The following is a 23559-nucleotide window of genomic DNA, read 5'->3' on the forward strand; positions in this document are numbered from 1 at the left end:
AAGTGCATAAAAAAGACCTGGCGCTTTCGCACCAAGTCTTTCATTAAAACCGTCAACCTATTTCAGGACGGGACATAAAAACTAAAAATCGTATGATAAGTTTACATAGCCAAAACGGCCAATATTATCGTAACTTGCACTACCACTACCTGTACCACGTGTACCGTATGGAAGCTCTCTGTTAAATACGTTATCTACGCCTAATTTAACACCCATGCCATTATCAAAGTTATAACCTACTGTTATATCTGAAATAATATAAGTGCCATAGTTCATTAAGCTACTAGGGTTAGGGTTGTCTTCAAGTTCTTGTTCTGTGTATAAGCTAACTTGTTCAATATAGCGAGTGCTTAAAGAGGTGTAGAAACGCTCGTAGCTATACTCTATATTAATGTTAGCTTGCCACTCAGCTTCGCCAGTTGTACCCGCATATTCAATGAACTCTTCTGGTTCATCTTGGAATGGGAACTCTTTACGTTCAATTAAGTAAGTACCAATTAAACGGGTTGCAAAGCTACCCTCAAGGGCATCAAAGTCATAAGCAAGTTCAAAATCAATACCAGAAGCTTCTTGGCCTGATACGTTTAGAACTGAGTTTTGAATTAGCGTAATTTCACTGTTTGCATCACGCGTTATTAAATCACAGTATTGATTTTCAATACCTGAAGTGCTGTCGACACAGCGATCCAGAATTTCTTGAGATGCAATTGTAGAAATCGCATCTTCTAGTTCTATTTTCCAGTAATCTAGCGTTAATACTGCATTTTCAATGAAATCAGGCTGGTACACTAAACCTATCGTTGTACTTGTTGATTCTTCACCTTTAACATCACGGTTACCACTTTGTAAGCCTTCAAGTGTTTGTGAATCGTAGTCGGATTCAAAGCCAACTGGTACACCAAGCGCAGCACAGTTAGCACGGCGAGTGTCGCTATTTTGTAAATCATTTAAGTTATCGGCTAAACAAGGATCATCTACGTTATAGAAAGTTTGGCTAGGTGCGCCAAAAATTTCACCAATATTAGGCGCTCTTAGTGCTTCTGACTGTGTAAATCGCAAGCGTACTTGGTCATTAACAGTCCAATCTAAGCCAAGCTTCCAGCTTGTTGCATCACCAATAGTGCTGTAATCAGCGTAACGCACAGCTGCATCCAGTACTAAATCTTGAACAAAAGGAAGGTCAGAGACTAAAGGAATAGTGGCCTCAGCAAAAACTTCATTTACATCAAATTCGCCCTTATCCTCACCTAAAGCATTGAAGAAAGTCCCCTCAGCGTTATCAGGTTCAATTGTTTCACTTTCTTCTTTACGGTATTCAACACCAAATGCCATACCAACATAACCTGCCGGTACTTCAAAAAGTGCACCATTTGCCAGTGAAGCTGAAACCACTGTTTGTGTGATTTCAGAAGTACCGGTCGATACGGTATTAATATAATCAATGGCTTCTTGGCTAGGTGCGCCAAAACCCATAATGTTTACAGGCACACAGCCGTCAGCACGTGCAGCTTCACTACGACATACAATGTTGCCTTCGTCATCTTCAATTGCATCAAGCGCGAAAGAATAGTTATCTAAAATCATATTAGCGCCATTTACACGCTCAAGTTCGGTTTTACCACGAACCACTGAAGCATCTAGATCCCAATCTTCTAAAACTGTTCCTTTTAAACCCGCTACAAAGCGCGTGGTTTCACGGGTGTTATTTTCGATACGACGACCTAAATCTGTCATCATACGTAAAACATTAATCGAGTCGACGCCTTCACCATCATTAGCCTCTTCCATTAATGTTCTGACGCTGTCATCTAAGTATGGGTTATCTATACTGATTGTATTTCTAGGATCGCCAAAGAAAAATGCTGGTTGACCAATGCTTTCACCTTCACTGTTGACGTATTTTGCTTCAAAATAAGCATTTAAGTCTTCTGTTACGTCATAGTTGACTTTGAAATTAACATTGTATCTTTCAAATTCAGGTTGTATTTCATCAAATTGTGCAAGGTTAAACGAGTCACAATCGGCACACAGTAATCCATCAACATTGTCACCAATATAAATATCTCGCTGTGTTCCATCTGGATTAAACGTATTTACATAGCCGTTACCTACGCTAAATACGCCTGCGTTATTAATTGCATAGTAGCCTGCATTTGGTGTGTAAATTTTATCAGGAAAGTTTGGGTCATCTTTATTAGCATCAGTTTGTGCTTGGTTGCGTAAACTTGAGTAAGAGCCGTCTGTCCACGGGTGATCAAGTGCGTTTAATGAGTCTTGACCAGAGTATTCAACTGCAAATGCTGCGTTACCGCGGCCATTATCAAAGTTTTTACCATATGAAAAAGTGGCTTTTTCGTTGTTATAATCACTTAGGTCAGAAACCCCTTTAGTCACACTTACGTTTAAGCCTTCAATGTTGTCTTTTAAGATAAAGTTAACTACGCCCGTTACCGCATCCGCACCATAAACGGCCGATGCACCACCGGTAACTATTTCAACGCGCTCAACCCATACACTTGGAATAGTATTCGTATCGACTGATTGAGAGCCCGCAGAACTTGAAACATGGCGCTTACCATTAACAAGTACTAAGGTACGGTCTGTACCCATATTACGTAAATCAAGAATATTTAAACCGGCAGTACCAATGAACCTGCCTGAGTTTGCAAGTGAGTATGTATTACCCAACGCTGGTAATTTGTTTAAGGCTTCACCAATATTAACTGCGCCGGTGTTAATAAGATCTTCGCCAGAGATAACGGTAACAGGGGCAGGGGCTATTGCGCCTACACGGCTGATTTTAGAACCTGTTACTTCTATTCTTTCTAATTTTTTTTCATCCTCTTCTGCCGCTAATGATGAAAATGCTAAACCTGCAGTTGAGAGACAAAGTGCAGCTTTAATACTGTGAGAGACTATATTAAACGTTTTCATTGAAATTCCCTAGATGATTACTTGTGATTTTAGGTACAGCTCTTGTGCAATGTGTATTAATTACTACGAGCTGTTTGTTTATTATTTACATTGCACATTAACAATTAACATGGATGTATATGGGAACAACTAATTTTCGCTGAAATCACAATAAAATAAGCCCAAACACAGTGTTAATTAAATGAAGAAAATATGCTTAACCTTTGTTTTAAAAAAAAGATTATTCTTCTAATTGAAATTGTTGTCACTGTTTTTAAATTGTATTTAATATAGGTAATTCATGTGTTTGTATTGATGTTTTTGAGTTTTTATTAGGCGGTGTTAATTTCTATTGTCCCTTTTATGGGGTGTTTTTTTTAAGGTGTATTATTTGTATTTACTGTTTAGTTACATTTATAAAGGTAATACTTGTTATTTACTCGTTTATTGTAAAGCCCCTTTACAGTTATCTAGCATCCTATGCACCTTGAGTTACTTTATTACGTAAACTTGATACACTTATACTGTTTTTTATAAATAGGTTTTACCATGAAGTTTTTAGTTTTAATTTTTACTTTTGTATTTAGTACTGCGGCCATTTCAGAGCAAGAAGTTGATCTCGAAGTTAATATGAAAAATACAGGCCTTGCTTATAAAAATGCGGTGCAAGCAGTAGGTATAGGTGGCTTTAATACCGCCATAGATAAGTTTATTACTTTGGTTGAAACCAGTAAAAAAGCGACCTTTCATAAAGAAGCACAAATGTCGCTACAAGGGCTAGATAAAGTTATTGCGCAAGCAAAGTTGGCAAAAAAATTAGCGAATGAGCGCGGGCTTGATGCAGCAAAGCCAGCCCTTAAAAATATAGATGATTTACGCAAGAAGTATCATGAGTTGCACGAGCCTCCGGGTTTTTTTGACTTATTGTTTGGTAATTAACCTCAGCTTTTTTGTAAATTAATGTCGAGCAGTTATTTCAGCGCTACATATGCTAACTTTTTCGCTATAGCGCATTATTGATGCGCAGATTTGTGATGTTTTAATAAAATGTATAGCTGCAGATTAAGTAGTTTGAGTGCTCATTTTTCAATATTTTAGTAAAGCTCTTATCTAGGGTGCAGATTAATTAAGGAATAGTAATGGAAATTTCAGTGTCATTGTTAGAGGGTCAAAAACAAAGTGCAAAATTTGGTGACCTTGAAGTAATAAGCGATCAAAGTATTAATGCTGGTGGCGGTGCCGAACACCCAGAACCGTTTGACTACTTCTTAGTAAGCATGGTGCTATGTGCTGGGTTTTATGCACGTAAATTTTGTGAGCAACGCGATATCTCTACACAAGGGATGACGCTTACGCAAAATAATGAAAACGTAGATGAAGAAGGTAAAAAATTATTTTCTATCGAAATTAATTTACCAGATGGCTTTCCTCAAAAATATAAAAAAGCACTTATTGCTGCGGTTAATACGTGTACTGTTAAAAAAGTGATTCAGGCCCAACCTGAGTTTTCTGTAGTTGTTAAATAAAAAATACGGGTAAACATGGTTCGTTTACCCGTATACTTCACGGAATTAGTGTTACTTTTTCTTCATTCCTTGTACTGCTTTAAAACGTGGATTGTCTTTACATATTACAAAAACACGTCCTTTTCGCTTCACTATTTGACATCCTGGTCGTTGCTTAGCGCTTTTAAGCGAGCTTAATACTTTCATTACTCACCTTTTTTGGCAGTAGATAAGTTTTTAAAGCGACGGTTAAACTGCGCGACACGGCCGTCACTAGCCACTGTTTTTTGCTTACCAGTATAAAATGGGTGCGAGTCGCTAGACACATCAATAGGCACATACGGATACGTTTTCCCTTCAAGCTCAATAGTGCGGTCTGTTTTAATGGTTGAGCCAATAATGAAGTAGCTATCGGCAGCTGTATCGTGAAAAGCAACCACGTTGTAATCTGGATGGATATTAGGTTTCATAATACGCCTCAGTTTGTTATGTGATAATATAACTATATAGTATCGAGTTTACGGTATTTGTGCAAATGATTTTTACTCTCATTTACTGGTATTTTTGCTGGCTAATTGCGCAAACAATTCAAAAAATAACCACTTAAACCAAAAATACTGGCTATTAGTTTTTAGGCTGTTATAACTATATAAAAAGTGTTAACAAGAAAATTTTTACGGTTTAGAGGTAAGCTATGAGCGACGCAGCACAACAAGAACAAATAGACCAAGGGGTGATGGAAACCCTTAGAGAGCGCGATCACACAGTCTTATCTGAGCAAATTAATCCAATAGACTGTACACACAACGATATTATTGAGCTATTAGCACACTATATGGCGTTAAGTGAGCAAGATAACGACGAACTATTTGACGATTGGTTTGATAATCTAAATAAAGAACAGCACACTGTTTTAAAAGTGTTTGAGGTATACCGCGGCCAATACGAGCACCAAAATTAATACTTAGGCGCAGCTGAAACGCTCACTTAGCTGCGCCTTATTAATTAACCACCAACCTGAGCTTTGGATAATAAAATTATCTCAAGCTGCTAATTTGTTTTCACATAAAATTTTTAGCTAGCGAAAGCAAACTTAAATATTATAACCACAGCTCAGATTAATGAATGCAATTATAATCAGAGAGTTAAGGCGTTTTCATACAGTTTTTGTCTGCATAGGGCGGGGCTAAACTGACATCAGGGTTCCAAATTCTATCCCACACTTTACTTAGGCTACTTAAATTAGAGCGCTGATTTAGTTTTTCAAAGTTGCTTGCCTGCACTCCTTTGTTGGTTTTTTCACCAACTGCAAAATTAAATACGTAATAACACTCCATGCCCATACGTAAGTCAGATAAAACAATTTTATTTTGCTGCTCTTTCACGCTATAAAAGCCTTTAGTAAACCACTGCAAACGTTGTACGCCCCATTCATTTTTAATATCGTTTAGCAAAGCGGGGCTTGTGTTATAGCGGTTTATTGTAACCTCTTCAGGGGAGTCAAATACCGAGGCATAACTTATGTAATATTGCCCATCAGACATCGCTACAACTCGCCATAGCAAGGTTGTAAGCGGGGCGGGGGTGCTTACATAGTTATTAATGTGTATGTGTTTATGTGCAAACGCGGCGTCTATTTTATTGTTAATTATTACTTTTAAAATAAGAGAGCTACATAAATAAAGGCTACTGAGCACAAGCATAGCGGCGTTAATTTTATAAATGCGCGGTGTGTGTATTTTAGGTATTAAAGTGCACAGAAAGGCCAAGAATAACGGCAGGGTGTACAGGGGATCGATTATAAATATATTTGAAATAGCAAAAGGGTGCTCGCTAAGCGGCCAGATTAATTGCGTACCATATACTGTAAAGCTATCAAGTAATGCATGGGTCGATAAACATAAAAATACCAGCCAAAACCAGCGTGCTTTATGTATTTGCATACCGGAGTGTATTTTTAAAATAAGCCAAACAATAAGTGGGCTAATTAATAAATGCACTATAAACGAATGGCTGAAACCGCGATGATAAGTAAATGCCTCCACTGGCCCGCCATAAGGAATAAAAACATCTAAGTCGGGTAAAGTACCTAAAGCAGCACCCCATAAAGCGGCTTTTCGGCCAATTTTATTACCTAATACGGCGTAACCTACTGCGCTACCTAAAACTACCTGCGTTAACGAGTCCATTTTATTCCTTCTTATTTAGGGTGTTAGTTATGCTGCCCTTGGGCTTAAAACCAATCCACAATAATACTTAATCATATTGCGGGGCTAAACGTGTCGCTACCTGCGTTAAAAAATTTTAATTTACGACTGCATGGATGCAGAAGGTAGAGCAATGCAGGAGCAATTGCTGAGAACAACGAAATAGCAAATTTTTTGCTTAGCTATCCACACGTTTTTCCAGTCACAATATAGATTACTTAATTAAGCGTTTGGTATAAAAACGTCACTTACAATTTCAGCAGTGGTTTTATAAAATCTAAAAAAGCCATTATACGCGACGATACAGCACTGTTTTTGTAATACACCGCTTGCACAATTTCGCGGTTGTTTGGCGTGCTAATACTCCCTGGCAGTATTTCTATTAGTTTGTCTGATTTTAAATCATCACCAATCATAAAGTGCGAAAGCAGCGCCACCCCTTGGTTTGCCAAGCATAGCTGGCGTACAGTCTCGCCGCTACTGGCGGTTAAGCCAAAATTTAAAGCTGTGGTCGATTTTAGCGGCCAGTTATTAAGTTTGGGCGAGTCGGTAAAACCAATGATTTTATGCTGGGTTAAGTCGCTGGTGTGCGAAATAGTCGGTGTATGTTTAAGGTAACTAGGGCTTGCAACTAAATGCAATTTACTTACGCCGAGCTTTTTTGCATGTAGGTTGGAGTCTTTTAACTCGCCTATACGAATTGCTAAGTCGGTTTTATGTTCGAGCAAGTCAATAATGCTGTCGTGGGAGGTTATATCAAGCGTAATGTGGGGGTATTGCTTATTAAATTCAGCAATTAAAGGTACCAATTGGTGTAGTACAAAGGGGCTGGCTGCATCAATACGTAATTTTCCACTAGGGGCTTGTTTTAAAAGCTTTATTGCTTCTTCGCCGGTTTGTAAAGTGTTTAAGCCATCGCGAGCATATTTAATAAAGGTATGGCCCTCTTCGGTTAGTTCTAATCGGCGAGTGGTCCTATTTAGTAATGTACATTGTAACGTGTTTTCAAGGCGAGACACGGCCCGCGACACTTTTGCTACTTGCTGATCAAGCAAATTAGCTGCTGCTGAAAAACTTCCGCTATCTACTACCGTTAAAAACATTTCTAAGTCTTCGGTTTTTGCATGCTGAGCCATACGTGAGCACCTTACTTTTGCATTAATTACAAAAGTATTTTGTCACTAATGCTATTTTTTGCAAACACATTTTTAGTCAAACTGTAAGTCTTAACTAATAATGAGGATTTAATTATGCCATTGGCTTTGTGGGCGCTCACCTTAAGCGCATTTGCAATAGGAACAACCGAGTTCGTAATAGTGGGATTAGTGCCTACTATTGCAAACGATTTAGGCGTAAGCCTACCTTCAGCTGGTTTGCTAGTTAGTTTATATGCAGTAGGGGTTGCCATTGGTGCACCAGTATTGACCGCACTAACTGGGCGTTGGAACCGTAAAATTGTACTAATAAGCTTAATGGGCTTATTTGTTTTAGGTAACTTACTTGCATGGCAAGCGCCTAGTTACGAAACATTAATACTAGCGCGTATTTTAACAGGCTTGGCTCACGGGGTGTTTTTCTCAATTGGCTCAATGATTGCCACAAGCTTAGTAAGTAAAGATAAAGAAGCCAGTGCTATTGCTATTATGTTTACCGGACTTACTGTAGCGCTAGTGACGGGTGTGCCACTAGGCACTTGGATTGGCCAACACTTTGGCTGGCGAGCAACGTTTTTAGTGGTGTCGGTACTGGGTTTAATCGCTTTAATTGGCAGCGCTATTTTAGTACCAAAAAACTTAAAACAGTCTATTCCGGCAACGTTTAAAGAGCAGCTTCAGGTTATTGTTAAGCCGCGCTTATTACTCGTATATTTAATGACAATTTTAGGTTACGGCGGCACGTTCACTGCGTTTACTTACTTAGCACCTATTTTAGAGCAAGAAACAGGTTTTGCTCCTTCAGCGATTGGTTTAATTATGCTGGTTTACGGTGTATCGGTAGCCATTGGTAATATTTGGGGCGGGAAACTGGCTGATAAACGTGGCCCAATTAGCGCACTGAGTATTATATTTAGCGCGCTGACAATTATTTTATTGGCTTTTACTTTTACGATGGAGTCAAAAGTAGCGGCCGTACTGACTATTCTAGTTTGGGGTGCATTTGCGTTTGGTAACGTACCAGGCTTACAGCTTTATGTCGTAAAACAGGCGCAAAAGCATACTCCTAATGCGGTAGATGTCGCATCGGGCTTAAACATAGCAGCGTTTAATATTGGTATCGCACTGGGCTCAATTATTGGTGGCAGTGTAGTAGAGGGCATGTCACTTCAAGATACCGCTTGGATTGGCGCAGCAATTTCTGCTCTAGCATTAGTAGTAACTCGTTACAGTGGCATGCTTGATAAGCGAGAAGTGAAACAAGCATAAAGTATTCTGTTAAGGTTGAAACTTAAATTTATGACCTCATTACCTGTATTGAGGTCATAATTTTTAGGTGACAACACAAAAGAAGTAAAAGGTGTATTTCGTAAAACTTTAAACAGTTTGTATTTTTAACCGATTATTTTATAAGGATAGAGCCATGACACAACGTGTAATAGAAATGCCAGATTTAGGCATGGGAACATTCCGTTTAGAAGGCGATACCGCCTACAATTCAGTAAAAATGGCGTTAGAAGTGGGGTTTCGTCATATTGATACTGCGCAAATTTATGGTAACGAAGAGCAAGTAGGCCAAGCCATAAAAGATAGTAACATTCCGCGCAGCGAAATATTTTTAACCACCAAAGTGTGGAACAACAAACTTAATAAAACTGACTTTATTGCCAGCGTTGAAAAGTCACTCGAGAAATTACAAGTAGACTCTGTCGATCTACTGCTTATTCATTGGCCTGCGCCTTCAAATGATGAACCAATGAGTGAGTACCTAACGGAGCTTTTAAAAGCTAAGCAGCTTGGTTTAACAAAACATATTGGCGTATCTAATTTTACTATTGCCAACTTAAACGAAGCAATGCAAACCCTTGATTCGCGTGAAATATTTACTAACCAAGTTGAGGTGCATCCGTATTTAACCAATACTAAGCTACGCGCTTTTTGTGCCCAGCACGATATTCACGTTACAGCGTATATGCCATTTGTAGTTGGTAAAGTACTAAAAGATCAAACTATTATTGATATTGCTAATAAGCATGAGGCATCACCAGCGCAAGTAGTTATTGCATGGATTAATGCCAACGGCATGACCACTATTCCATCGTCAACTAAGCGTAAAAACTTAGAAGATAACTTTAATGACCATGTTAAATTAGACGCTGAAGACATTGCTCGTATTGACGGACTTGATTGTGGCGACCGCCAAGCAACGCCTGATTTTGCGCCGCAGTGGGATCAGTAATAAAATACGCAAAACAACATTAGGTGTAGCAAAGCTGCACCTTTATTTTTTTAAAAGGACTCCGTATGTTAACGGTAATTGCCACTATAGCGAGCAAAAATATCGACGCAGAGGTTGTTTTAACTGCGCTCGAAAATCTGCAAAAGTATTCACGTCAAGAAGTGGGTTGTTTGCGTTACGAGTTGTCGGTTAAACGAGACTCAGACAATACCGAGTACCTTGTAAGTGAGCAGTGGGCGTCGCAAGAACACTTTGAAGCTCATAAACAAGAGCCTCACTACAAAGCATTTGGTACCCAAGTTACCGGGCTTGTAACAAGCAGTAATATTGCAGTGTACAACACCATCGGCTAGTAAAAAGCACTCTTATTAGTTAATGAGTAAAATACAGTGGCGGCGTAAGCATACATCGCCATTTGCGTTGCTTAGTCTTTTAAATACCCACCTCATATTAAAACCTCCGCCTTTTATTTAATCGATAAATCGTACTTTAAAATAAGTGCATCTATGTAACGGGCACGCAATGTGTGTTGTTTTTCGTGATCGGCACCGTGGCCTAATGCTTTATTGAGTAACTTCATCGCGGGGTGAAGCTGCGTCCGCTCTTGCTGGTTTAAACTTCCTTTAGTGCGCAATTCAGTAATATCGTCTACCAGCAAGCGGCCTATATCCACACATACTATTTCGTCAATTAAACCGTTTTGTGTCAGTACGCCGTATTTGCTACATAAAAACTGTTGCCACACTTGCTGTAAATGCTCGTCTATTTCGCAGCCAAATAATTCTTCATTAAAACTAAAGCCTTGCTGGGCAAGTTTACTCAGGCTTGCCGTGTACTGCTGCGCAAAGTAATTAAAGGCATTACTAGAGGATTCAATTTTTTGTTTTATTAGCCCTTGCCCCCAATTTACACAGCCGCGCGGGTAATAGTCATCGTACTCTTCACATTCATACAAACCAGAGTACGAGCTGCAACTTAATTGGCTTTTTATACAATAACTTGGTTTAGGAAAAATACTTTGCTGCTGCCATGTATCTAGTTGCTCGGCATCAATATTTAAAGCATGGCAAAGCTCATCGGTGTTATAAAAATGAGTGGCTAAGTAGTCAGATAAACGCATAATGGCTCGCTTAAAGTTAAAAATATAAATACTGTTTAAATGTACAGTGTTTGTATTTTGTATTATCAAACTAAATAACACAAGCCATTTTACGTTTATTATTCGCTTAGGCCTGCAAAAATGCGTGCAAGTATGTTACAAATAGCGCAAGTTTTATAAATAATGAATTTTTATGCGCACCCTAGAACAAATTAAACAAGCAAGCTTAATTACCGCCATTAAAACCCCATACTTAGCCAATGGTGAAATAGATTTAGCAAAGTACGATGAACTCGTTGAAATACAAATTGCAGCGGGTGTAGATGGCATTGTGGTTGGTGGTACAACCGGCGAAGGCCAGCTAATGAACTGGGAAGAGCATTTAATGCTTATCGCGCACAGTGCAAATAAATATGGCGATAAGCTGGTGATTGTAGGGAATACGGGGAGCAATAATACCCGCGAAGCTATTAAAGCCACTAAGTATGGCTTTGCAAGTGGTATGCATGCCGCGCTGCAAATTAACCCATATTATGGCCGCACCTCTATTGCCGGTGTTAACGAGCACTTTAAACGTGTACTGGATATTGGCCCTGCGTTTATTTACAACGTAGCAGGGCGCACAGGGCAAGATTTAACCCCTGATATTATTGAGCCATTAGCAAAACACCCTAATTTAATTGGTGTAAAAGAATGTGGTGGTAACGAGCGTATTGCCCATTACGAACAGCAAGGCATTGCGTGTTGGTCAGGTAACGATGACGAAGCACACGATGCACGTCACACACACAATGCACACGGTGTTATATCGGTCACATCTAATCTTATACCTGGGTTGTTCCGCCAGTTAATGGATACTAAAAATGATGCCTTAAATACCTCATTACAACCTTTAATGAACTGGCTATTTTGCGAGCCAAACCCGATTGCAATAAACACCGCAATGATGATGACAGGCGCGGTAAATCCCGTATTTAGATTACCGTATGTGCCACTGAGCGATGAGCAACAAGCACAAGGAGTAGAGCTTATCAATGCTTTATCAATCAGCGACTTTGTTGGAAAAACAGCAAAACCGTTACTGCAAGACTATTCAATAATTGGCTAATGAATAAACAGTGAGTATGAAAAAGTCACCTTGGGTGACTTTTTTCGTTCTTAAGATAAGGCTTTTTACTTAAAAACTTTTAAGCAATAGCGTTTAATAGCAATTTACTTAATTTTGCCTCTTGCTCTGCGACTTGCTCTAACTTATTTGCTATCTCGTTTAGGTTGATATCGCTACGCTTTTTGCAGTATTTTACCGCTAACATTGCAAACTCACGCCATAAGTCACCAAGGTCAGTTGTATGCTCAGCACATTCTTTTAATGCAGGGGTATTGGTTTTCTCGCTGGCTTGCTCTAAAAAGCTGGCGTACATAAATCTAAAACCGGCACCACCAGTACCAATTTCTTCTTGCATCCGTACAATGTGCGCTAAGTAAAGCCGTGCATATTTAGCGGGCTTTTTATCAAGCATACGTATTTGTTTTGCCATGTGGCGAATGCCTTTCAGGCCAAAGTAAGGCAGCACTAAGCCATTCATCATCTTAGCGGTTTTTTTAATTGCAGGTTTTATTACTGGGGCTAAGTCACATTGGCTTGGCGCTGAGCGAATCACATACATTAAGCCTTTTGCAGCCAATGCACCTTTGGCGAAGCGGGCATTTTTTAAATCATCGTATGCGCAAGTAACAGGGTTCTCAAAAACCGGATCGCTGATCAAGTAATCACCTTGCTCGGTTTTACCATACACCACCAAATTATGGGCATTAAAGTGAAAGCGCATATCCTCAGGGAAGTAGGGTAACCAATAAACTGAGCTTTGCAGACCCACTAAATTGCCCTTTGCAAGCTCGTTATCAAGTGCTTGCATACCAGCTTCTGGACTTGAAAACTTGCGGCTTTCTAATTCTATATTTAACTTTTTACATACCTTTTTGATGATGGTTTTTGGTGGCATGCGGTAGGCGATCAATGGCATACCACTAATTTTAACAAAAGGTAAATAAGCAAAAGTAAGCGCCGATGCAAGCCCAAATGCCATTGGCTCGCTCATGTCTATGCCTTTGCTCTGCAATAGCGTAGCAACTACGCCAGTTTCACAATGCGAAGATTGCTGGTGGTTTATTGGTAAAATAATATCAGGCATGAAAGTATCTATTGTGAGGGCAAAGTCAGCAATGCTTCGCGGCTAATTTTTAAGGTGTCGCAGTAGCGATTAAGTTTTTTATCAGACAATTTTGCAAACACCGAAGGGCGTAAATGACGTTTAATTTGCCATTGAAAAAAACCGCTGGCGCCAGCGAGTGTGGGAATATCGAAGCGCCTAGCTAACATATGATAAGCTAATGGCGACACTTCACCACGTTGCGCTTGTGCTAGGGCTTCGTTGGTTTGCTCGTTTAAATAGTCAACAGCCAGTTGGGTGGCAAAACTTTCCACTTCCCAACCCGATGATTTTACGCCTTCATAATGGCCGCTCTCATCCACGGCGTAAACAAGTTTGTTTTGACCTTGATAGGTTTTGCTGTTGTCTTGGGGCACATCATGTTTTTTCACAGGCGACTCACATTATTTGTTAATCACGGTTAACTGCATAAAAGCACTAGAAAAACGCCCGCTTTCAGGCACATAACACAATAGTGTTTGTCCATCAGTTAATTGACCTGATTTAAACAGTTCATCAAGCATAATAAAGATAGACGCAGAGCCAGTATTGCCTTTTTGCGTTAAATTTGTGAACCATTTATCGTACGGAATTTGGAAGTCTATATTACAAAGGCCATCGAATAATCGCTCACGAAAGTAACCCGAAGAATAATGCGGCAGGAAAAAGTCGTAATCACAAGCTTTAATGCCTCGCTTTTGAACTATCTTGCTCAGTGCGTCTTCTACGGTGTATTTTACAATATTTTCATTTAACAGTTTTACGTCTTGTTTTACTGATAAAATAGAGTGCTGTTCGCGCTCTTGTGAATCAAAACGTGTCCAACTTTTTAGCTTACCGTTAACTTTTTCAGCACCGGCGTACATGCATGCCTCGAGTTGATCAGCATACGAAGTGACATCAATCCAGTCTATACGTAAAGACAAGCCGTGGTCGTTGGCTTTGTTACTTAATAATGCAGCACCAGCACCGTCAGAAAGCATCCAACGTAAAAAATCTTTTTCAAAGGCGATTTCAGGCTTTTGGTTTAGCATTGCAACTTTATGTTCGCTCTCAGCATTAAAATTACGCGAATGCATGACATTTGAAGCAAGCTCACTGGCTACCACTGCACTGTGCTGGCTTTCGCCTGCTTTTACATTTAAATAAGCGTATTTAAGTGCGGTGATTCCGCATAAACAAATACCGGCGGTTGAGATGACCTCAAGGCTAGGGTTTTTAAGCTCGCCATGAACCATCACACCGTGATTAGGCATGATTTGGTCAGCCATTGACGTACTTGCTACTAAGCAATCAAGTTGTTCAAGTTGTGTGCCTAGCTTATTAAACAAACCACGCACTGCATCCGCAGCCAATGACGCATTGGTGTAGTTGTATTCACCAGTTTCGGGGTCAATGGCGTAGTATCTGGTTTTTATCTGGTTGCTCCGTAATATAACGGGTTTTGCGCGGGAGCGTTGTCCGCCAACCTCACCTAAAACGACTTCCATTTCTTTATTGCTTACAGGACTATTGGGTAAGACAGCGTGTAAGTTATTTATATATACAGCATTTTCCATAACGGACGGTTACTCTCCAGATGGCTCAGCAAAATAGGCTTTTTGCTTGGCTATTCTTTTTCTAGTTAAGGGGGCAATTAATTTTTTTATGAGTGCTGTTATTGGCACAACAGTAATGATTAAGGTCAGCAAAAATAACACATAGATCAATAGCCCACAACTTCGGCGCGTTGAATGCATCGGGCCAAGTGTAGCTAAAATTTTACTCCATATTTTAAAGCTATGTTGGCCTACACGTTCGCTGGCTATAAACTTTTCGTTCACCTTGACTGCGCCTAGTCCTTTAAGCACGGGTTTATCTAATGTGTGCCCGGGCTCTAAGGTTAATAAGGCTTTTTTGATAGCAACGCCAAAACGACTTGCTGCGGTTATTTCGTGCTGTGCTACACCCGCTGCTGGCACCCAAGATACTGATTTCTTTTTCCCAGAAAACATCCAAAGTGGTGTGGCTAAAAAGCTAAAACCGGTGCCGCATTCATCACTTAGTACCACATTATCAATGAGCTTAGCGTTTACATTACTCAATAGTTGTTTCATTTTCTCTTGCGCGCTTAGCCACATACCACGACAACCTATTACAGTAATAACAGGTTTGTTGTTGAGTAGCTTAATCGCTTGTTCAGACTGCATAAACGAAGATATAGGTAACGAAGGTGATAAAAACCATACTTGGTAAGTTAAAATAACCAGGTCGTAGTCATCATGGGCAGACTCTATAAGGTCCATTGGCTGCGGAACCATTTTCACGCATTCGGGAAAGATATGGAAAAAGGTTAAAAAGGGCCAAGGGAAAGGATAAGGCTTACTTGGTTTTAAATTAAGATAGTCGACAATTATATCTTCACTGCCTTGAATCGGTGAGACGATAGAGTCTGCTATTTGAGTGAGTTGACCCGTTTGTGAGTAGTGAATAACGAGAACTTTGCGCATCCTTTAACCTTTTGTAACTTCCTAAAAGTCCGTTATTATACCTAGATATAGGTACTCAAGCCATAGAAAGGAGCGTAAGGCATGAAAAAATTCATTGGATTATTAGCCATCAGCTTAATGATGAGCCAAAGTTTCGCGAAGGAGCGACACACACTTAAACTCTCGTTTGCCAAATTTAAACAGGTCACTGGCACGGTGCATTATCAAATTCTTGATTGCAGTAATGTGGCTTTAAGCTGGCAAGAGTTACCTAATCTAGTCACGCAAGAAGTAGTCGTTTCAGCCAACTCATTGGAGCAGTCAACTTCACTGCAGGCAGGCAGCTATTGTGTTCGATTTTTTCAGGATTTAAATGGCAATGGTGAGCTAGACTTAGCCGCCAGTTCGATACCCAAAGAACCGGTTGGCTTTTCAAATAACCCAAATTTGATGTTTGGCCAGCCATCCCCTGAAGATGCTGTCTTTGAGTTTAGCCAAAATAGCGAGATTCAAATTAAAGTGAACAATAAAAAACGCCGCTAAAATGCGGCGTTGTTATTAAGTTTTGTAGACCTTATAACGTCTACAGACCCTGTATTATTGTAGTTGTTTTTCTACTTCTATTAGGTCAACCGTACCTGCCTGATAGTAAGGGCCTTTGCCTTCGATTTCGTCAGGACAATGCTTGCGCACTGCGCGGATAGGACTATTTTCTTCGGCATCTTCAATTAAGGCTTTATAGCGACCGTTTTTATCTGTTGCTAAGCCTTTACATACCCATGCGAGTGTATCGTATTGATGTTGTTGCCCCGTTTTGTAGTTTTGGGCAAAATATTCAGCCAGGGTGTCGCCAACTTGTTGCGAAGGAATACCACTTGTGGTGTATTTTTGCGCGAGCATTTTGATTTCAATTAAATTTCCTGAAGCAATATCAAACATTGCTTTATCATCACCAGTTAATGATGAACCGTTTGTAACAGGCGCTTTTTGTATGCTCTTTAAATCAATACTACCAACAACGTATTGGCTCGCATCAGTAGAAGGTAAGCTTTTTAGTGAGCGTTTCGCGTATTTACGAACTTTTTTATGAGCATTACTGTTTACAATGCTAGTGAGTAACTCTCGGTAACGTGGGTTACCTGTTTCACCTAGTGCGCGACACGCCCATGCAATGGTATCGAGTTGATAATCCGGTGCATGTAAATAGTTTTGTGCGACAAATTCGGCTAGTACATCTAACACTTGAGCATTGTTGGTATTATTAGCGACTATTGATTGTGCGGCTTTTTTTACTTCGGTTAAATCACCAGAAACTAAACGATCATAATCGCGCTGCTCTATTGTTGTCAGGGCAAATGCTGAGCTTGATAAGGTTGCTAATGTTAAGCCAATTATTAAAGGCTTGAATGAAAACATAACCATTCCTTGTTGGTATAGTAAAATAAAATTAATAAAAACAGAGTGTAAAAACGTTTTATCTGTTAATTGAGTTTTATCATAATGCCGGTTTAGGTATTCAACAAGCCCTTATTTTTAATTTTGACTATAAAATGCACTGTTTAATATGCTGCGAAGAAAATTAGTGGGTAATTTTTGCAGTCATTATTAAAGCTTGCTACTCTAGCGCGGTTTTGTACCAGAGTTGTGTAGTTTGTATGTCATTCAGTCGATTATTTGCCCCTTATCATTTAGCTTTTACTACGCTGAAAAACCGCGTGGTAATGGGGTCTATGCATACAAATTTAGAAGAGCTACCAGATGGCTTTACTCGTCTCGCTGCTTTTTACGGTGAACGTGCACAGGGTGGGGTCGGTTTAATAATCACAGGGGGAATTTCTCCGAACCCCGAAGGCATACTGGCACCGAATAGAAGTGTACTTGATTGCCAAACTGGGGTGGCACAGCATAAGCTCATAACAGATGCCGTAAAACAACACGGTACTAAAATATGCATGCAAATACTTCACGCCGGTCGTTATGGCTATCAGCCTCAGCAAGTCGCGCCTTCGGCCATTCAGGCACCGATCAGTCCTTACATGCCAAAAGAATTAACCACCGCTGAAATAGAAAAACAAATTAATGATTTTGCGCAATGTGCAAAACTTGCTAAACAAGCAGGCTATGATGGCGTTGAGATCATGGGCTCAGAAGGTTATTTAATTAACCAGTTTATTGTTAAAGCGACCAATAAGCGCATTGATGAGTGGGGTGGGTGTTATGAAAATCGGATTCGTTTTGCGATTGAAACTGTAAAACATGTTCGCCAAGCCGTAGGCCCTGAATTTTTATTAGTATTTAGGTTATCATTACTGGATTTAGTAGCAGATGGCAGCACTTTTGCTGAGGTATTACAGCTTGCACATGCGCTTGAGGATGCTGGAGTCGATATGCTCAACTCAGGCATAGGCTGGCATGAGTCACGCGTGCCGACTATTGTAACCAGTGTTCCTAGGGCGCTATTTACGTCATTGAGCCAACGTTTAAAGGCGGCGGTTTCGGTGCCGGTGATCACCAGTAATCGTATCAACACCCCGGAAGTCGCAGAGCAATTATTAGCGGACGAACACGCTGACTTTATTTCCATGGCGCGACCATTTTTAGCTGACAGCCAATTTGTTACCAAAGCACATAACAACCAAAGTGCACAGATCAATACCTGTATAGCGTGTAATCAGGCTTGCCTCGATAATATTTTTGTTAATTTACCCGCTTCATGCATTGTTAATCCTCGCGCATGTAATGAAACCTTAATACTGACAGCTAAAGCTACACAAAGTAAACAGATAGCTATTATCGGGGGTGGGGCTGCGGGCATGGCCTGCGCAATTTATGCTGCTGAGCGAGGCCATAAAGTGAGCTTGTTTGAACAAAGCAACCAGCTTGGTGGGCAACTTTTATTAGCGGCAAATATCCCGGGTAAAGAAGAGTTTAAAGAAACATTACGGTATTTTAAAAATCGTTTATCGAGCCTTAATGTGAAAGTTTGCATGAATACACAAGCGGATACTGCAACCTTGGCTCAGTTTGATCATTGTGTTGTTGCTACTGGGGTGAAGGGCTATACACCTGATATTGTGGGAATTGATGACCCGAAAGTGGTCGGCTATCAAGCAGTGTTAGATGGTAGCGTGTCAATTAAAGGCAATGTGGCGATTGTCGGCTCTGGTGGCATAGGTTTTGATGTTGCAAGTTTTATTACTGGCAATCAATCTGGGCACAGTGTGCAACAAACTGCGCAGGGTTTTTCGAATCAATGGGGCATTGATTTAACGGTGAATTCACCGGGTGGTGTGATAAATAAACAGCCGAAAGCAGACAGTGCTGATACAGCACCTAAAGTGTACTTATTACAGCGAAAGTTACGAAAGCATGGGGCTGACTTGGGGAAAACCACAGGTTGGATCCACCGTGAACATTTAAAACATCAAGGTGTTAAGATGTTAGCTGCGGTAAATTACACTAAAATTGATCAACAAGGGTTACATATCAGCGTACGAAAAAGAGAGCGGATTTTGGCGGTCGACCATGTTGTGATTTGTAGTGGGCAAGAACCCGTATTACCTTGTAATCATCAGCAGCTAGATGAACTATCTATTCCTGTAAGCTATATTGGTGGTGCATTAAAAGCCGAAAAACTAGATTTACAACGGGCTATTGGCGAGGCGTTTAACCTTGCGCAACGTTTATAATTAAAATAACAACAAGGACAGTAATCATGGCGCAGGATACCTTATGGCAAAAATAGCTCCTATCATGTTGGAACTACAACAACTTAGCTTTGCTTATAAAGGGGCTGAACGGTTGACGGTTGATGCTGTCTCACTGCAGTTAAAACAAGGGACATGCACCGCTATTTTAGGCCCAAATGGCGCAGGTAAATCGACATTAATTTCGTTAATGACTGGCTTGTTAGCCCCTGCTGCAGGACGGATAGAGTACCCGCATTATCAACAGTTAAGCCTAAAACAGGCAATAGCAAAAAAAGTGGCTTTAGTACCACAAGATTTTGCCTTTTATGAAGAGCTAACTGTGTATGATAATCTTGCTTTTTTTGTTGCAATAAGTGAAAAAAATCGCCGTTTACATGCTCAGTATATTGAATCCGCAATTGCTGCCTGCAATTTACAAGCGGTTACTAATAAACGAGCAAGTACACTTTCAGGTGGCTATAAACGGCGTTTAAATATCGCAATCGCACTGAGCAAACAACCTGATATTATATTTTTAGATGAGCCGACTGTGGGAATCGATCCGCTCTCTCGTGATGCCATTATTAGTTTGTTGCAGGATTTAAAAAAACAAGGAAAAACCTTGGTTTACACCTCACACTTGTTATACGAAGTGGCGCAATTATGTGACGATGTAGTGTTTATAAAAGACGGTAAAGTTGTCGCCAACCAAGCTATTAACAGTGCTCAATTCACGCTTAACTTTATTACTAAAAACCGTTTATCTCAGATGCAGTTAGCGTTATTTACAGAGCAATTAAGAGTGATTAGTGAGGCTCAGTATCAGTTGACTATTTCAGACACCAAGCTACTTGGCAGTCTTTTTAGCGCTTTAAGTCAGCTTAGTGATGAAATAAAGTCTGTTAATTTTTCTGATAACCAAATTGAGCAGCTTTATCGGGCGTTGTTTTCGGAGCAGGCATGTTAATTCACACACTGAAAAAAGAAGCGCGCTTAATTGCTAATGATTTGCACAGTTTAGCAGTCTTATTGCTTATGCCCATCGTGTTCATGGTGATTATGACCATGGCAAGTAGTCAGTCACAACAAAGTATACAGCAGAACTTGGTACTGTCAGTGGCGGGTGAAAATAATAGCCAACACAGCCTGGTTATTACTAAGTTACTGCAAGCACAAGGGTTTACTATTAGCGCTAATAAAAGCAGAACCGAGCAAGTCAGTCAGTTGATTATCAATCCGCAGTTTGATCAACAAATCCTTATGCGCCAAGGTACAAGCCAGTTACAACTTATTATAAGTGATGATCTTGCCCCACAAACACGTTTATTACTGCGAGAAAAAGTGAAAGCGTGTTTGGCACAACTGAAACTTTATTTATATATGCTCGAAACTGGTGATTTAGACGCCGATGCCGTTATTGATGAGCAAATAAACGCAGTAATCACAGCATCTGATGTCAATTATTTACTTGCCAATACTCCTGCAAAAGCGCTACACAACCCAGCATTAAATAGTATTCCTGCATGGTGGGTGTTTGGCGTGTATTTTATTGTGTTACCAGTCTCTTTAACTTTTATAAACGAGCGAAATAATGGCACCTTAGTGCGGTTAAAAACCTACCCTATTAGCATGGCGCGTTACTTTTATAATAAAGCATGTGCCTATACACTCGTAAGCTTAGTGCAAACAGTGTTATTAGCGTTAATAGGCTGCGTGGTGATCCCGTATTGTTTAGAATTGCCGCTACTATCTCTAAACAGCTTGAGCTTGTGTGTGATTGCATTAATCAGTTTAAGTGTTGCGGCTATTTCCTTTGCATTATTTTTAGCCAGTTTAGTATCAAGCTATGAGCAAGCTATTGTTGTTGGGGGAGGGGTGAATATCATCCTAGCGGCAATGAGTGGCTTTATGGTGCCGCTTGAGATCATGCCAAGCAATCTTGCAGCACTGGCAAATGGTTCGCCTATGTATTGGTCAGCACAAATTTTAAGGTTAATAATGGGCGAGACAATGACACACAGTTTTTGGCATTACAGCGTATTACTTTGGGGTTTTTCATTGTCATGCTTTAGTGCCGCTCTATGGATATTTAATAAAAAAATGAGGAATTTGACATGGAATTAGCCGAACTAAAACTACAATTAAAGCAGCTGATTATTACCGAGTGTGACAAAGAAGATGATTTTGCCCCTGAAGACATTATCGACTCAGAGCCTTTATTTGGTAGTCAGTCACGCATAAATTTAGACTCATTAGACGCGTTGCAATTATCTTTAGTACTAAAGCAGCATTTTGGTATTAAAGTTGAGGGCTCGAAAGAAACTCGTAAGCATTTGCAGTCTATTGATACTATTGTTGATTTTATTGTTAGTGAGCGCGAAAAATAATGGCTTTACGCAGTGTCTATTTAAATGCCAGTGAAGTGATGTGTGCAACGCTAGGCACTGAAACAAGCAATAAAGTACAGACTAACGAAAGTGAAGTAGTGGCGTTTAAATCATTTAGAGATGAAATAGACAACTGTCAATTTGGCGACATTTTAGCTTACTTTGATCAATTGTTATTACCGCTGTTTGCAAAACTTTCATTAACTGCTGAGGATCTTAAAGCCACATGTTTGTTTTTAGGTTCAACATCATTAGATATCAGTGCAGTTGATATTGGTGCCAGTGATGAACTTTGGCTCTCTACAACCAACAAAATAAATCGGGCTTTAGTTCAGCGTTATGGGCTCAATGACTTAGAATTTACTTTTAGTACGGCCTGTACCGCTAGCGCTAATGCATGTTTATACGCAAAACGCTTAATTGCCCAAGGTAAAATAGACAATGCGCTAGTCATTGGCTGTGAATTTTATAATCCTTTAACAGTCGAAGGGTTTAAGTCGCTAGATTTGATTAGTCAATCTGGCTTAGCCGCATTTGCTAAAGGGCGCTCCGGTCTGGTGTTAGGAGAAGGCCTTGCTGCATTGTACCTATCTGAAAAAGCAGCTGAGCAGTGTCAGTTTAAGTTGTTAGGTGGTGCTTCTGCTTGTGATACTTACAGTTTAACTATGACGCAAGAAGACGGCAGCCATATTGCGCAAGTGATCAGCGATGCGCTTAGCGATGCCGGTATTAGTGCTAGCGAGATTGATGTTGTTAAGGTTCATGGCACAGCAACGCTTGGTAACGATGAAGCAGAGTGCAACGCATTAACAAGGGTTTTTAACCAGCACCAACCACCTTTAATCGCTTTCAAGCCTTTTACAGGTCACACCTTGGGAGCGTGTGGTGTTATTGAAATAGCCTTGTACCAGCAATGTCAGCAACAACAAAATTACGTAGTGGCAAGTTATGCTCACGATAGCAAAGAATTAATGTGGCCGTTTTATGTAAAGCCAGACTTTACGCAGGTAAACACTGTGCTACTTAACTACTTTGGTTTTGGTGGCAATAACGCAGCGTTAGTGATGCAAAGGCATAAGGCTTAGATGATGAACGTACTTGCAAACTCATTAGTTAGTTTAGATAAATCACTGGATATAAAAGCACTGCGCCAGCAAATAAAACAAGAGACAGGTTTAACAGTTCGTAGAATGGATGCATTTACACTGATTGCCTTATTGGCCGTTTTTAGGGCAAAGCAGGGCATTGATTTAACCTCGCGGATTGGCTTGTACAGTTGCGCTGATTATTTTTCTAGTGATTTAATGCAATCTATGTTGCTTGACGTACACAACTGTGAAGCCATTAAGCCGCTTAGCTTTGTTGCGAGTGTGGGCAATGCCGCTAATTATTACCTTGCTAGTGCTTATTTTATTAACGGCCCTAATTTATTTATCGGCTCAGATAAGTCAGGAATGAAAAAGAATCAACTATTAGCTCAAGCTGACATGGAAAGTGGGATCATTGATATTGCTATCTTAGTAGTGTGGCATGAAGATGATAAAATACGTCATTGTTCAGTTAAAATAGTGGAAAATGCTGGTTTTTCCAGCGAACGTGGCAAAGATTAGTGTCTTCTACTTGAATCCGAGCATGCAGGGCTGTAGAATCTAGCCTCTTTTTCTCATCACCTTTGTAATAGGGATTGT

Annotated in this window: 25 protein-coding genes; 14 read left to right on the top strand and 11 right to left on the bottom strand. The window is 40.0% G+C overall.

Going from position 1 to position 23559, the window contains the following annotated elements; genetic code table 11:
- Positions 1-81 precede the first annotated feature (81 nt).
- Positions 82-2934 carry a TonB-dependent receptor domain-containing protein gene (locus tag MTN96_RS12795; RefSeq protein WP_029771981.1) on the bottom strand — a complete coding sequence of 951 codons (2853 nt, stop codon included), beginning with the start codon at positions 2932-2934 and terminating at the stop codon, positions 82-84.
- Positions 2935-3462: 528 nt separating this feature from the next.
- On the opposite strand from MTN96_RS12795, the gene MTN96_RS12800 reads away from it, so the two are divergent.
- Both MTN96_RS12800 and MTN96_RS12805 read left to right on the top strand, forming a co-directional pair.
- On the top strand, positions 3463-3852 hold the full coding sequence (locus tag MTN96_RS12800; protein ID WP_024031804.1) for a cytochrome b562: 390 nt from the start codon (positions 3463-3465) through the stop codon (positions 3850-3852).
- A 200-nt stretch (positions 3853-4052) separates the two neighbouring features.
- Positions 4053-4439: an OsmC family protein gene (locus MTN96_RS12805; RefSeq protein ID WP_004586490.1), complete on the top strand. Its 387-nt coding sequence runs from the start codon at positions 4053-4055 to the stop codon at positions 4437-4439.
- A gap of 51 nt (positions 4440-4490) precedes the next feature.
- Here the strand turns inward: MTN96_RS12805 and ykgO are convergent, their stop codons facing one another.
- Positions 4491-4625 carry a type B 50S ribosomal protein L36 gene (gene ykgO, locus MTN96_RS12810; RefSeq protein WP_004586489.1) on the bottom strand — a complete coding sequence of 45 codons (135 nt, stop codon included), beginning with the start codon at positions 4623-4625 and terminating at the stop codon, positions 4491-4493.
- Complete coding sequence (locus MTN96_RS12815) at positions 4625-4888, bottom strand: type B 50S ribosomal protein L31 (protein ID WP_004586488.1); 264 nt, start codon at positions 4886-4888, stop codon at positions 4625-4627. The genes ykgO and MTN96_RS12815 overlap by 1 nt, the downstream gene beginning before the upstream one ends.
- Before the next feature lie 224 nt (positions 4889-5112).
- Between MTN96_RS12815 and MTN96_RS12820 the strand changes: the two genes are divergently transcribed.
- Positions 5113-5379, top strand: a complete 267-nt coding sequence (locus tag MTN96_RS12820; protein WP_004586487.1) for a hypothetical protein — start codon at positions 5113-5115, stop codon at positions 5377-5379.
- Between the two features lie 184 nt (positions 5380-5563).
- On the opposite strand, the gene MTN96_RS12825 is transcribed toward MTN96_RS12820, so the two are convergent.
- The gene (locus MTN96_RS12825) at positions 5564-6607 is read right to left on the bottom strand and encodes a metal-dependent hydrolase (protein ID WP_248531860.1); all 1044 of its coding nucleotides are present in this window, start codon (positions 6605-6607) and stop codon (positions 5564-5566) included.
- A 266-nt stretch (positions 6608-6873) separates the two neighbouring features.
- On the bottom strand, positions 6874-7761 hold the full coding sequence (locus tag MTN96_RS12830; protein ID WP_248531861.1) for a LysR substrate-binding domain-containing protein: 888 nt from the start codon (positions 7759-7761) through the stop codon (positions 6874-6876).
- Between the two features lie 114 nt (positions 7762-7875).
- On the opposite strand from MTN96_RS12830, the gene MTN96_RS12835 reads away from it, so the two are divergent.
- The 3 genes from MTN96_RS12835 (at position 7876) to MTN96_RS12845 (ending at position 10371) form a co-directional block, all read left to right on the top strand.
- Positions 7876-9048, top strand: a complete 1173-nt coding sequence (locus MTN96_RS12835; RefSeq protein WP_138684637.1) for an MFS transporter — start codon at positions 7876-7878, stop codon at positions 9046-9048.
- 154 nt (positions 9049-9202) lie between these two features.
- Positions 9203-10018 (top strand): 2,5-didehydrogluconate reductase DkgB, encoded by an 816-nt coding sequence (dkgB, locus tag MTN96_RS12840; RefSeq protein WP_004586484.1) that lies wholly within the window; start codon positions 9203-9205, stop codon positions 10016-10018.
- Between the two features lie 65 nt (positions 10019-10083).
- A complete protein-coding gene (locus tag MTN96_RS12845) occupies positions 10084-10371 on the top strand; it encodes a putative quinol monooxygenase (protein WP_248461973.1) in 288 nt (95 codons plus the stop codon).
- Between the two features lie 113 nt (positions 10372-10484).
- Here MTN96_RS12845 and MTN96_RS12850 read toward each other — a convergent pair whose 3' ends face one another.
- On the bottom strand, positions 10485-11138 hold the full coding sequence (locus MTN96_RS12850) for a DUF6058 family natural product biosynthesis protein (RefSeq protein ID WP_064387197.1): 654 nt from the start codon (positions 11136-11138) through the stop codon (positions 10485-10487).
- A 172-nt stretch (positions 11139-11310) separates the two neighbouring features.
- Between MTN96_RS12850 and dapA the strand changes: the two genes are divergently transcribed.
- Positions 11311-12225 carry a 4-hydroxy-tetrahydrodipicolinate synthase gene (gene dapA / locus MTN96_RS12855; protein WP_248450309.1) on the top strand — a complete coding sequence of 305 codons (915 nt, stop codon included), beginning with the start codon at positions 11311-11313 and terminating at the stop codon, positions 12223-12225.
- A gap of 79 nt (positions 12226-12304) precedes the next feature.
- Here dapA and MTN96_RS12860 read toward each other — a convergent pair whose 3' ends face one another.
- Genes MTN96_RS12860 through MTN96_RS12875 form a run of 4 tightly spaced genes read right to left on the bottom strand, consistent with a single transcriptional unit; the run spans position 12305 to position 15816 of the window.
- Complete coding sequence (locus tag MTN96_RS12860) at positions 12305-13309, bottom strand: BtrH N-terminal domain-containing protein (RefSeq protein WP_248531862.1); 1005 nt, start codon at positions 13307-13309, stop codon at positions 12305-12307.
- Between the two features lie 8 nt (positions 13310-13317).
- Positions 13318-13719 (bottom strand): hypothetical protein, encoded by a 402-nt coding sequence (locus tag MTN96_RS12865; protein WP_248531863.1) that lies wholly within the window; start codon positions 13717-13719, stop codon positions 13318-13320.
- Between the two features lie 12 nt (positions 13720-13731).
- Positions 13732-14886, bottom strand: coding sequence for a beta-ketoacyl-ACP synthase III (locus tag MTN96_RS12870; RefSeq protein WP_248531864.1), 1155 nt, complete (start codon positions 14884-14886; stop codon positions 13732-13734).
- A 9-nt stretch (positions 14887-14895) separates the two neighbouring features.
- Positions 14896-15816: a dialkylrecorsinol condensing enzyme gene (locus MTN96_RS12875; RefSeq protein WP_248461977.1), complete on the bottom strand. Its 921-nt coding sequence runs from the start codon at positions 15814-15816 to the stop codon at positions 14896-14898.
- Between the two features lie 81 nt (positions 15817-15897).
- On the opposite strand from MTN96_RS12875, the gene MTN96_RS12880 reads away from it, so the two are divergent.
- Positions 15898-16338, top strand: coding sequence for a DUF2141 domain-containing protein (locus tag MTN96_RS12880; protein ID WP_248531865.1), 441 nt, complete (start codon positions 15898-15900; stop codon positions 16336-16338).
- A 54-nt stretch (positions 16339-16392) separates the two neighbouring features.
- Here the strand turns inward: MTN96_RS12880 and MTN96_RS12885 are convergent, their stop codons facing one another.
- Positions 16393-17211 carry a hypothetical protein gene (locus MTN96_RS12885; RefSeq protein WP_248531866.1) on the bottom strand — a complete coding sequence of 273 codons (819 nt, stop codon included), beginning with the start codon at positions 17209-17211 and terminating at the stop codon, positions 16393-16395.
- A 239-nt stretch (positions 17212-17450) separates the two neighbouring features.
- Between MTN96_RS12885 and MTN96_RS12890 the strand changes: the two genes are divergently transcribed.
- From MTN96_RS12890 to MTN96_RS12915, 6 genes are read left to right on the top strand one after another with little or no spacing between them, the layout of a single operon-like run.
- Positions 17451-19484 carry an FAD-dependent oxidoreductase gene (locus MTN96_RS12890; RefSeq protein ID WP_248531867.1) on the top strand — a complete coding sequence of 678 codons (2034 nt, stop codon included), beginning with the start codon at positions 17451-17453 and terminating at the stop codon, positions 19482-19484.
- A 43-nt stretch (positions 19485-19527) separates the two neighbouring features.
- Positions 19528-20451: an ABC transporter ATP-binding protein gene (locus MTN96_RS12895; protein ID WP_248531868.1), complete on the top strand. Its 924-nt coding sequence runs from the start codon at positions 19528-19530 to the stop codon at positions 20449-20451.
- Positions 20445-21608 (top strand): ABC transporter permease, encoded by a 1164-nt coding sequence (locus MTN96_RS12900; protein ID WP_248531869.1) that lies wholly within the window; start codon positions 20445-20447, stop codon positions 21606-21608. The genes MTN96_RS12895 and MTN96_RS12900 overlap by 7 nt, the downstream gene beginning before the upstream one ends.
- The gene (locus tag MTN96_RS12905) at positions 21599-21871 is read left to right on the top strand and encodes a hypothetical protein (RefSeq protein WP_055019111.1); all 273 of its coding nucleotides are present in this window, start codon (positions 21599-21601) and stop codon (positions 21869-21871) included. Before MTN96_RS12900 ends, MTN96_RS12905 begins: the two co-directional genes overlap by 10 nt.
- Entirely contained in the window at positions 21871-22956 is a 1086-nt protein-coding gene (locus tag MTN96_RS12910; protein WP_248531870.1) for a beta-ketoacyl synthase N-terminal-like domain-containing protein, read from the top strand. The genes MTN96_RS12905 and MTN96_RS12910 overlap by 1 nt, the downstream gene beginning before the upstream one ends.
- Positions 22957-23481, top strand: a complete 525-nt coding sequence (locus tag MTN96_RS12915; protein ID WP_146258056.1) for a hypothetical protein — start codon at positions 22957-22959, stop codon at positions 23479-23481. It begins immediately after the preceding gene.
- Positions 23482-23559: the final 78 nt, after the last annotated feature.

This window comes from Pseudoalteromonas sp. 2CM28B (genome assembly GCF_023161935.1).

What these genes read in the sequence shown, in the direction of transcription:
- MTN96_RS12880 (WP_248531865.1), top strand. Translation starts at nt 15,898, where the DNA reads ATGAAAAAATTCATTGGATTATTAGCCATCAGCTTAATGATGAGCCAA.
- MTN96_RS12795 (WP_029771981.1), bottom strand. Translation starts at nt 2,934, where the DNA reads ATGAAAACGTTTAATATAGTCTCTCACAGTATTAAAGCTGCACTTTGT.
- MTN96_RS12900 (WP_248531869.1), top strand. Translation starts at nt 20,445, where the DNA reads ATGTTAATTCACACACTGAAAAAAGAAGCGCGCTTAATTGCTAATGAT.
- MTN96_RS12890 (WP_248531867.1), top strand. Translation starts at nt 17,451, where the DNA reads ATGTCATTCAGTCGATTATTTGCCCCTTATCATTTAGCTTTTACTACG.
- MTN96_RS12870 (WP_248531864.1), bottom strand. Translation starts at nt 14,886, where the DNA reads ATGGAAAATGCTGTATATATAAATAACTTACACGCTGTCTTACCCAAT.
- MTN96_RS12910 (WP_248531870.1), top strand. Translation starts at nt 21,871, where the DNA reads ATGGCTTTACGCAGTGTCTATTTAAATGCCAGTGAAGTGATGTGTGCA.
- MTN96_RS12885 (WP_248531866.1), bottom strand. Translation starts at nt 17,211, where the DNA reads ATGTTTTCATTCAAGCCTTTAATAATTGGCTTAACATTAGCAACCTTA.
- MTN96_RS12905 (WP_055019111.1), top strand. Translation starts at nt 21,599, where the DNA reads ATGGAATTAGCCGAACTAAAACTACAATTAAAGCAGCTGATTATTACC.
- MTN96_RS12835 (WP_138684637.1), top strand. Translation starts at nt 7,876, where the DNA reads ATGCCATTGGCTTTGTGGGCGCTCACCTTAAGCGCATTTGCAATAGGA.
- MTN96_RS12895 (WP_248531868.1), top strand. Translation starts at nt 19,528, where the DNA reads ATGGCAAAAATAGCTCCTATCATGTTGGAACTACAACAACTTAGCTTT.
- MTN96_RS12820 (WP_004586487.1), top strand. Translation starts at nt 5,113, where the DNA reads ATGAGCGACGCAGCACAACAAGAACAAATAGACCAAGGGGTGATGGAA.
- MTN96_RS12875 (WP_248461977.1), bottom strand. Translation starts at nt 15,816, where the DNA reads ATGCGCAAAGTTCTCGTTATTCACTACTCACAAACGGGTCAACTCACT.
- MTN96_RS12845 (WP_248461973.1), top strand. Translation starts at nt 10,084, where the DNA reads ATGTTAACGGTAATTGCCACTATAGCGAGCAAAAATATCGACGCAGAG.
- dkgB (WP_004586484.1), top strand. Translation starts at nt 9,203, where the DNA reads ATGACACAACGTGTAATAGAAATGCCAGATTTAGGCATGGGAACATTC.
- MTN96_RS12915 (WP_146258056.1), top strand. Translation starts at nt 22,957, where the DNA reads ATGATGAACGTACTTGCAAACTCATTAGTTAGTTTAGATAAATCACTG.
- ykgO (WP_004586489.1), bottom strand. Translation starts at nt 4,625, where the DNA reads ATGAAAGTATTAAGCTCGCTTAAAAGCGCTAAGCAACGACCAGGATGT.
- MTN96_RS12850 (WP_064387197.1), bottom strand. Translation starts at nt 11,138, where the DNA reads ATGCGTTTATCTGACTACTTAGCCACTCATTTTTATAACACCGATGAG.
- dapA (WP_248450309.1), top strand. Translation starts at nt 11,311, where the DNA reads ATGCGCACCCTAGAACAAATTAAACAAGCAAGCTTAATTACCGCCATT.
- MTN96_RS12830 (WP_248531861.1), bottom strand. Translation starts at nt 7,761, where the DNA reads ATGGCTCAGCATGCAAAAACCGAAGACTTAGAAATGTTTTTAACGGTA.
- MTN96_RS12860 (WP_248531862.1), bottom strand. Translation starts at nt 13,309, where the DNA reads ATGCCTGATATTATTTTACCAATAAACCACCAGCAATCTTCGCATTGT.
- MTN96_RS12800 (WP_024031804.1), top strand. Translation starts at nt 3,463, where the DNA reads ATGAAGTTTTTAGTTTTAATTTTTACTTTTGTATTTAGTACTGCGGCC.
- MTN96_RS12805 (WP_004586490.1), top strand. Translation starts at nt 4,053, where the DNA reads ATGGAAATTTCAGTGTCATTGTTAGAGGGTCAAAAACAAAGTGCAAAA.
- MTN96_RS12825 (WP_248531860.1), bottom strand. Translation starts at nt 6,607, where the DNA reads ATGGACTCGTTAACGCAGGTAGTTTTAGGTAGCGCAGTAGGTTACGCC.
- MTN96_RS12815 (WP_004586488.1), bottom strand. Translation starts at nt 4,888, where the DNA reads ATGAAACCTAATATCCATCCAGATTACAACGTGGTTGCTTTTCACGAT.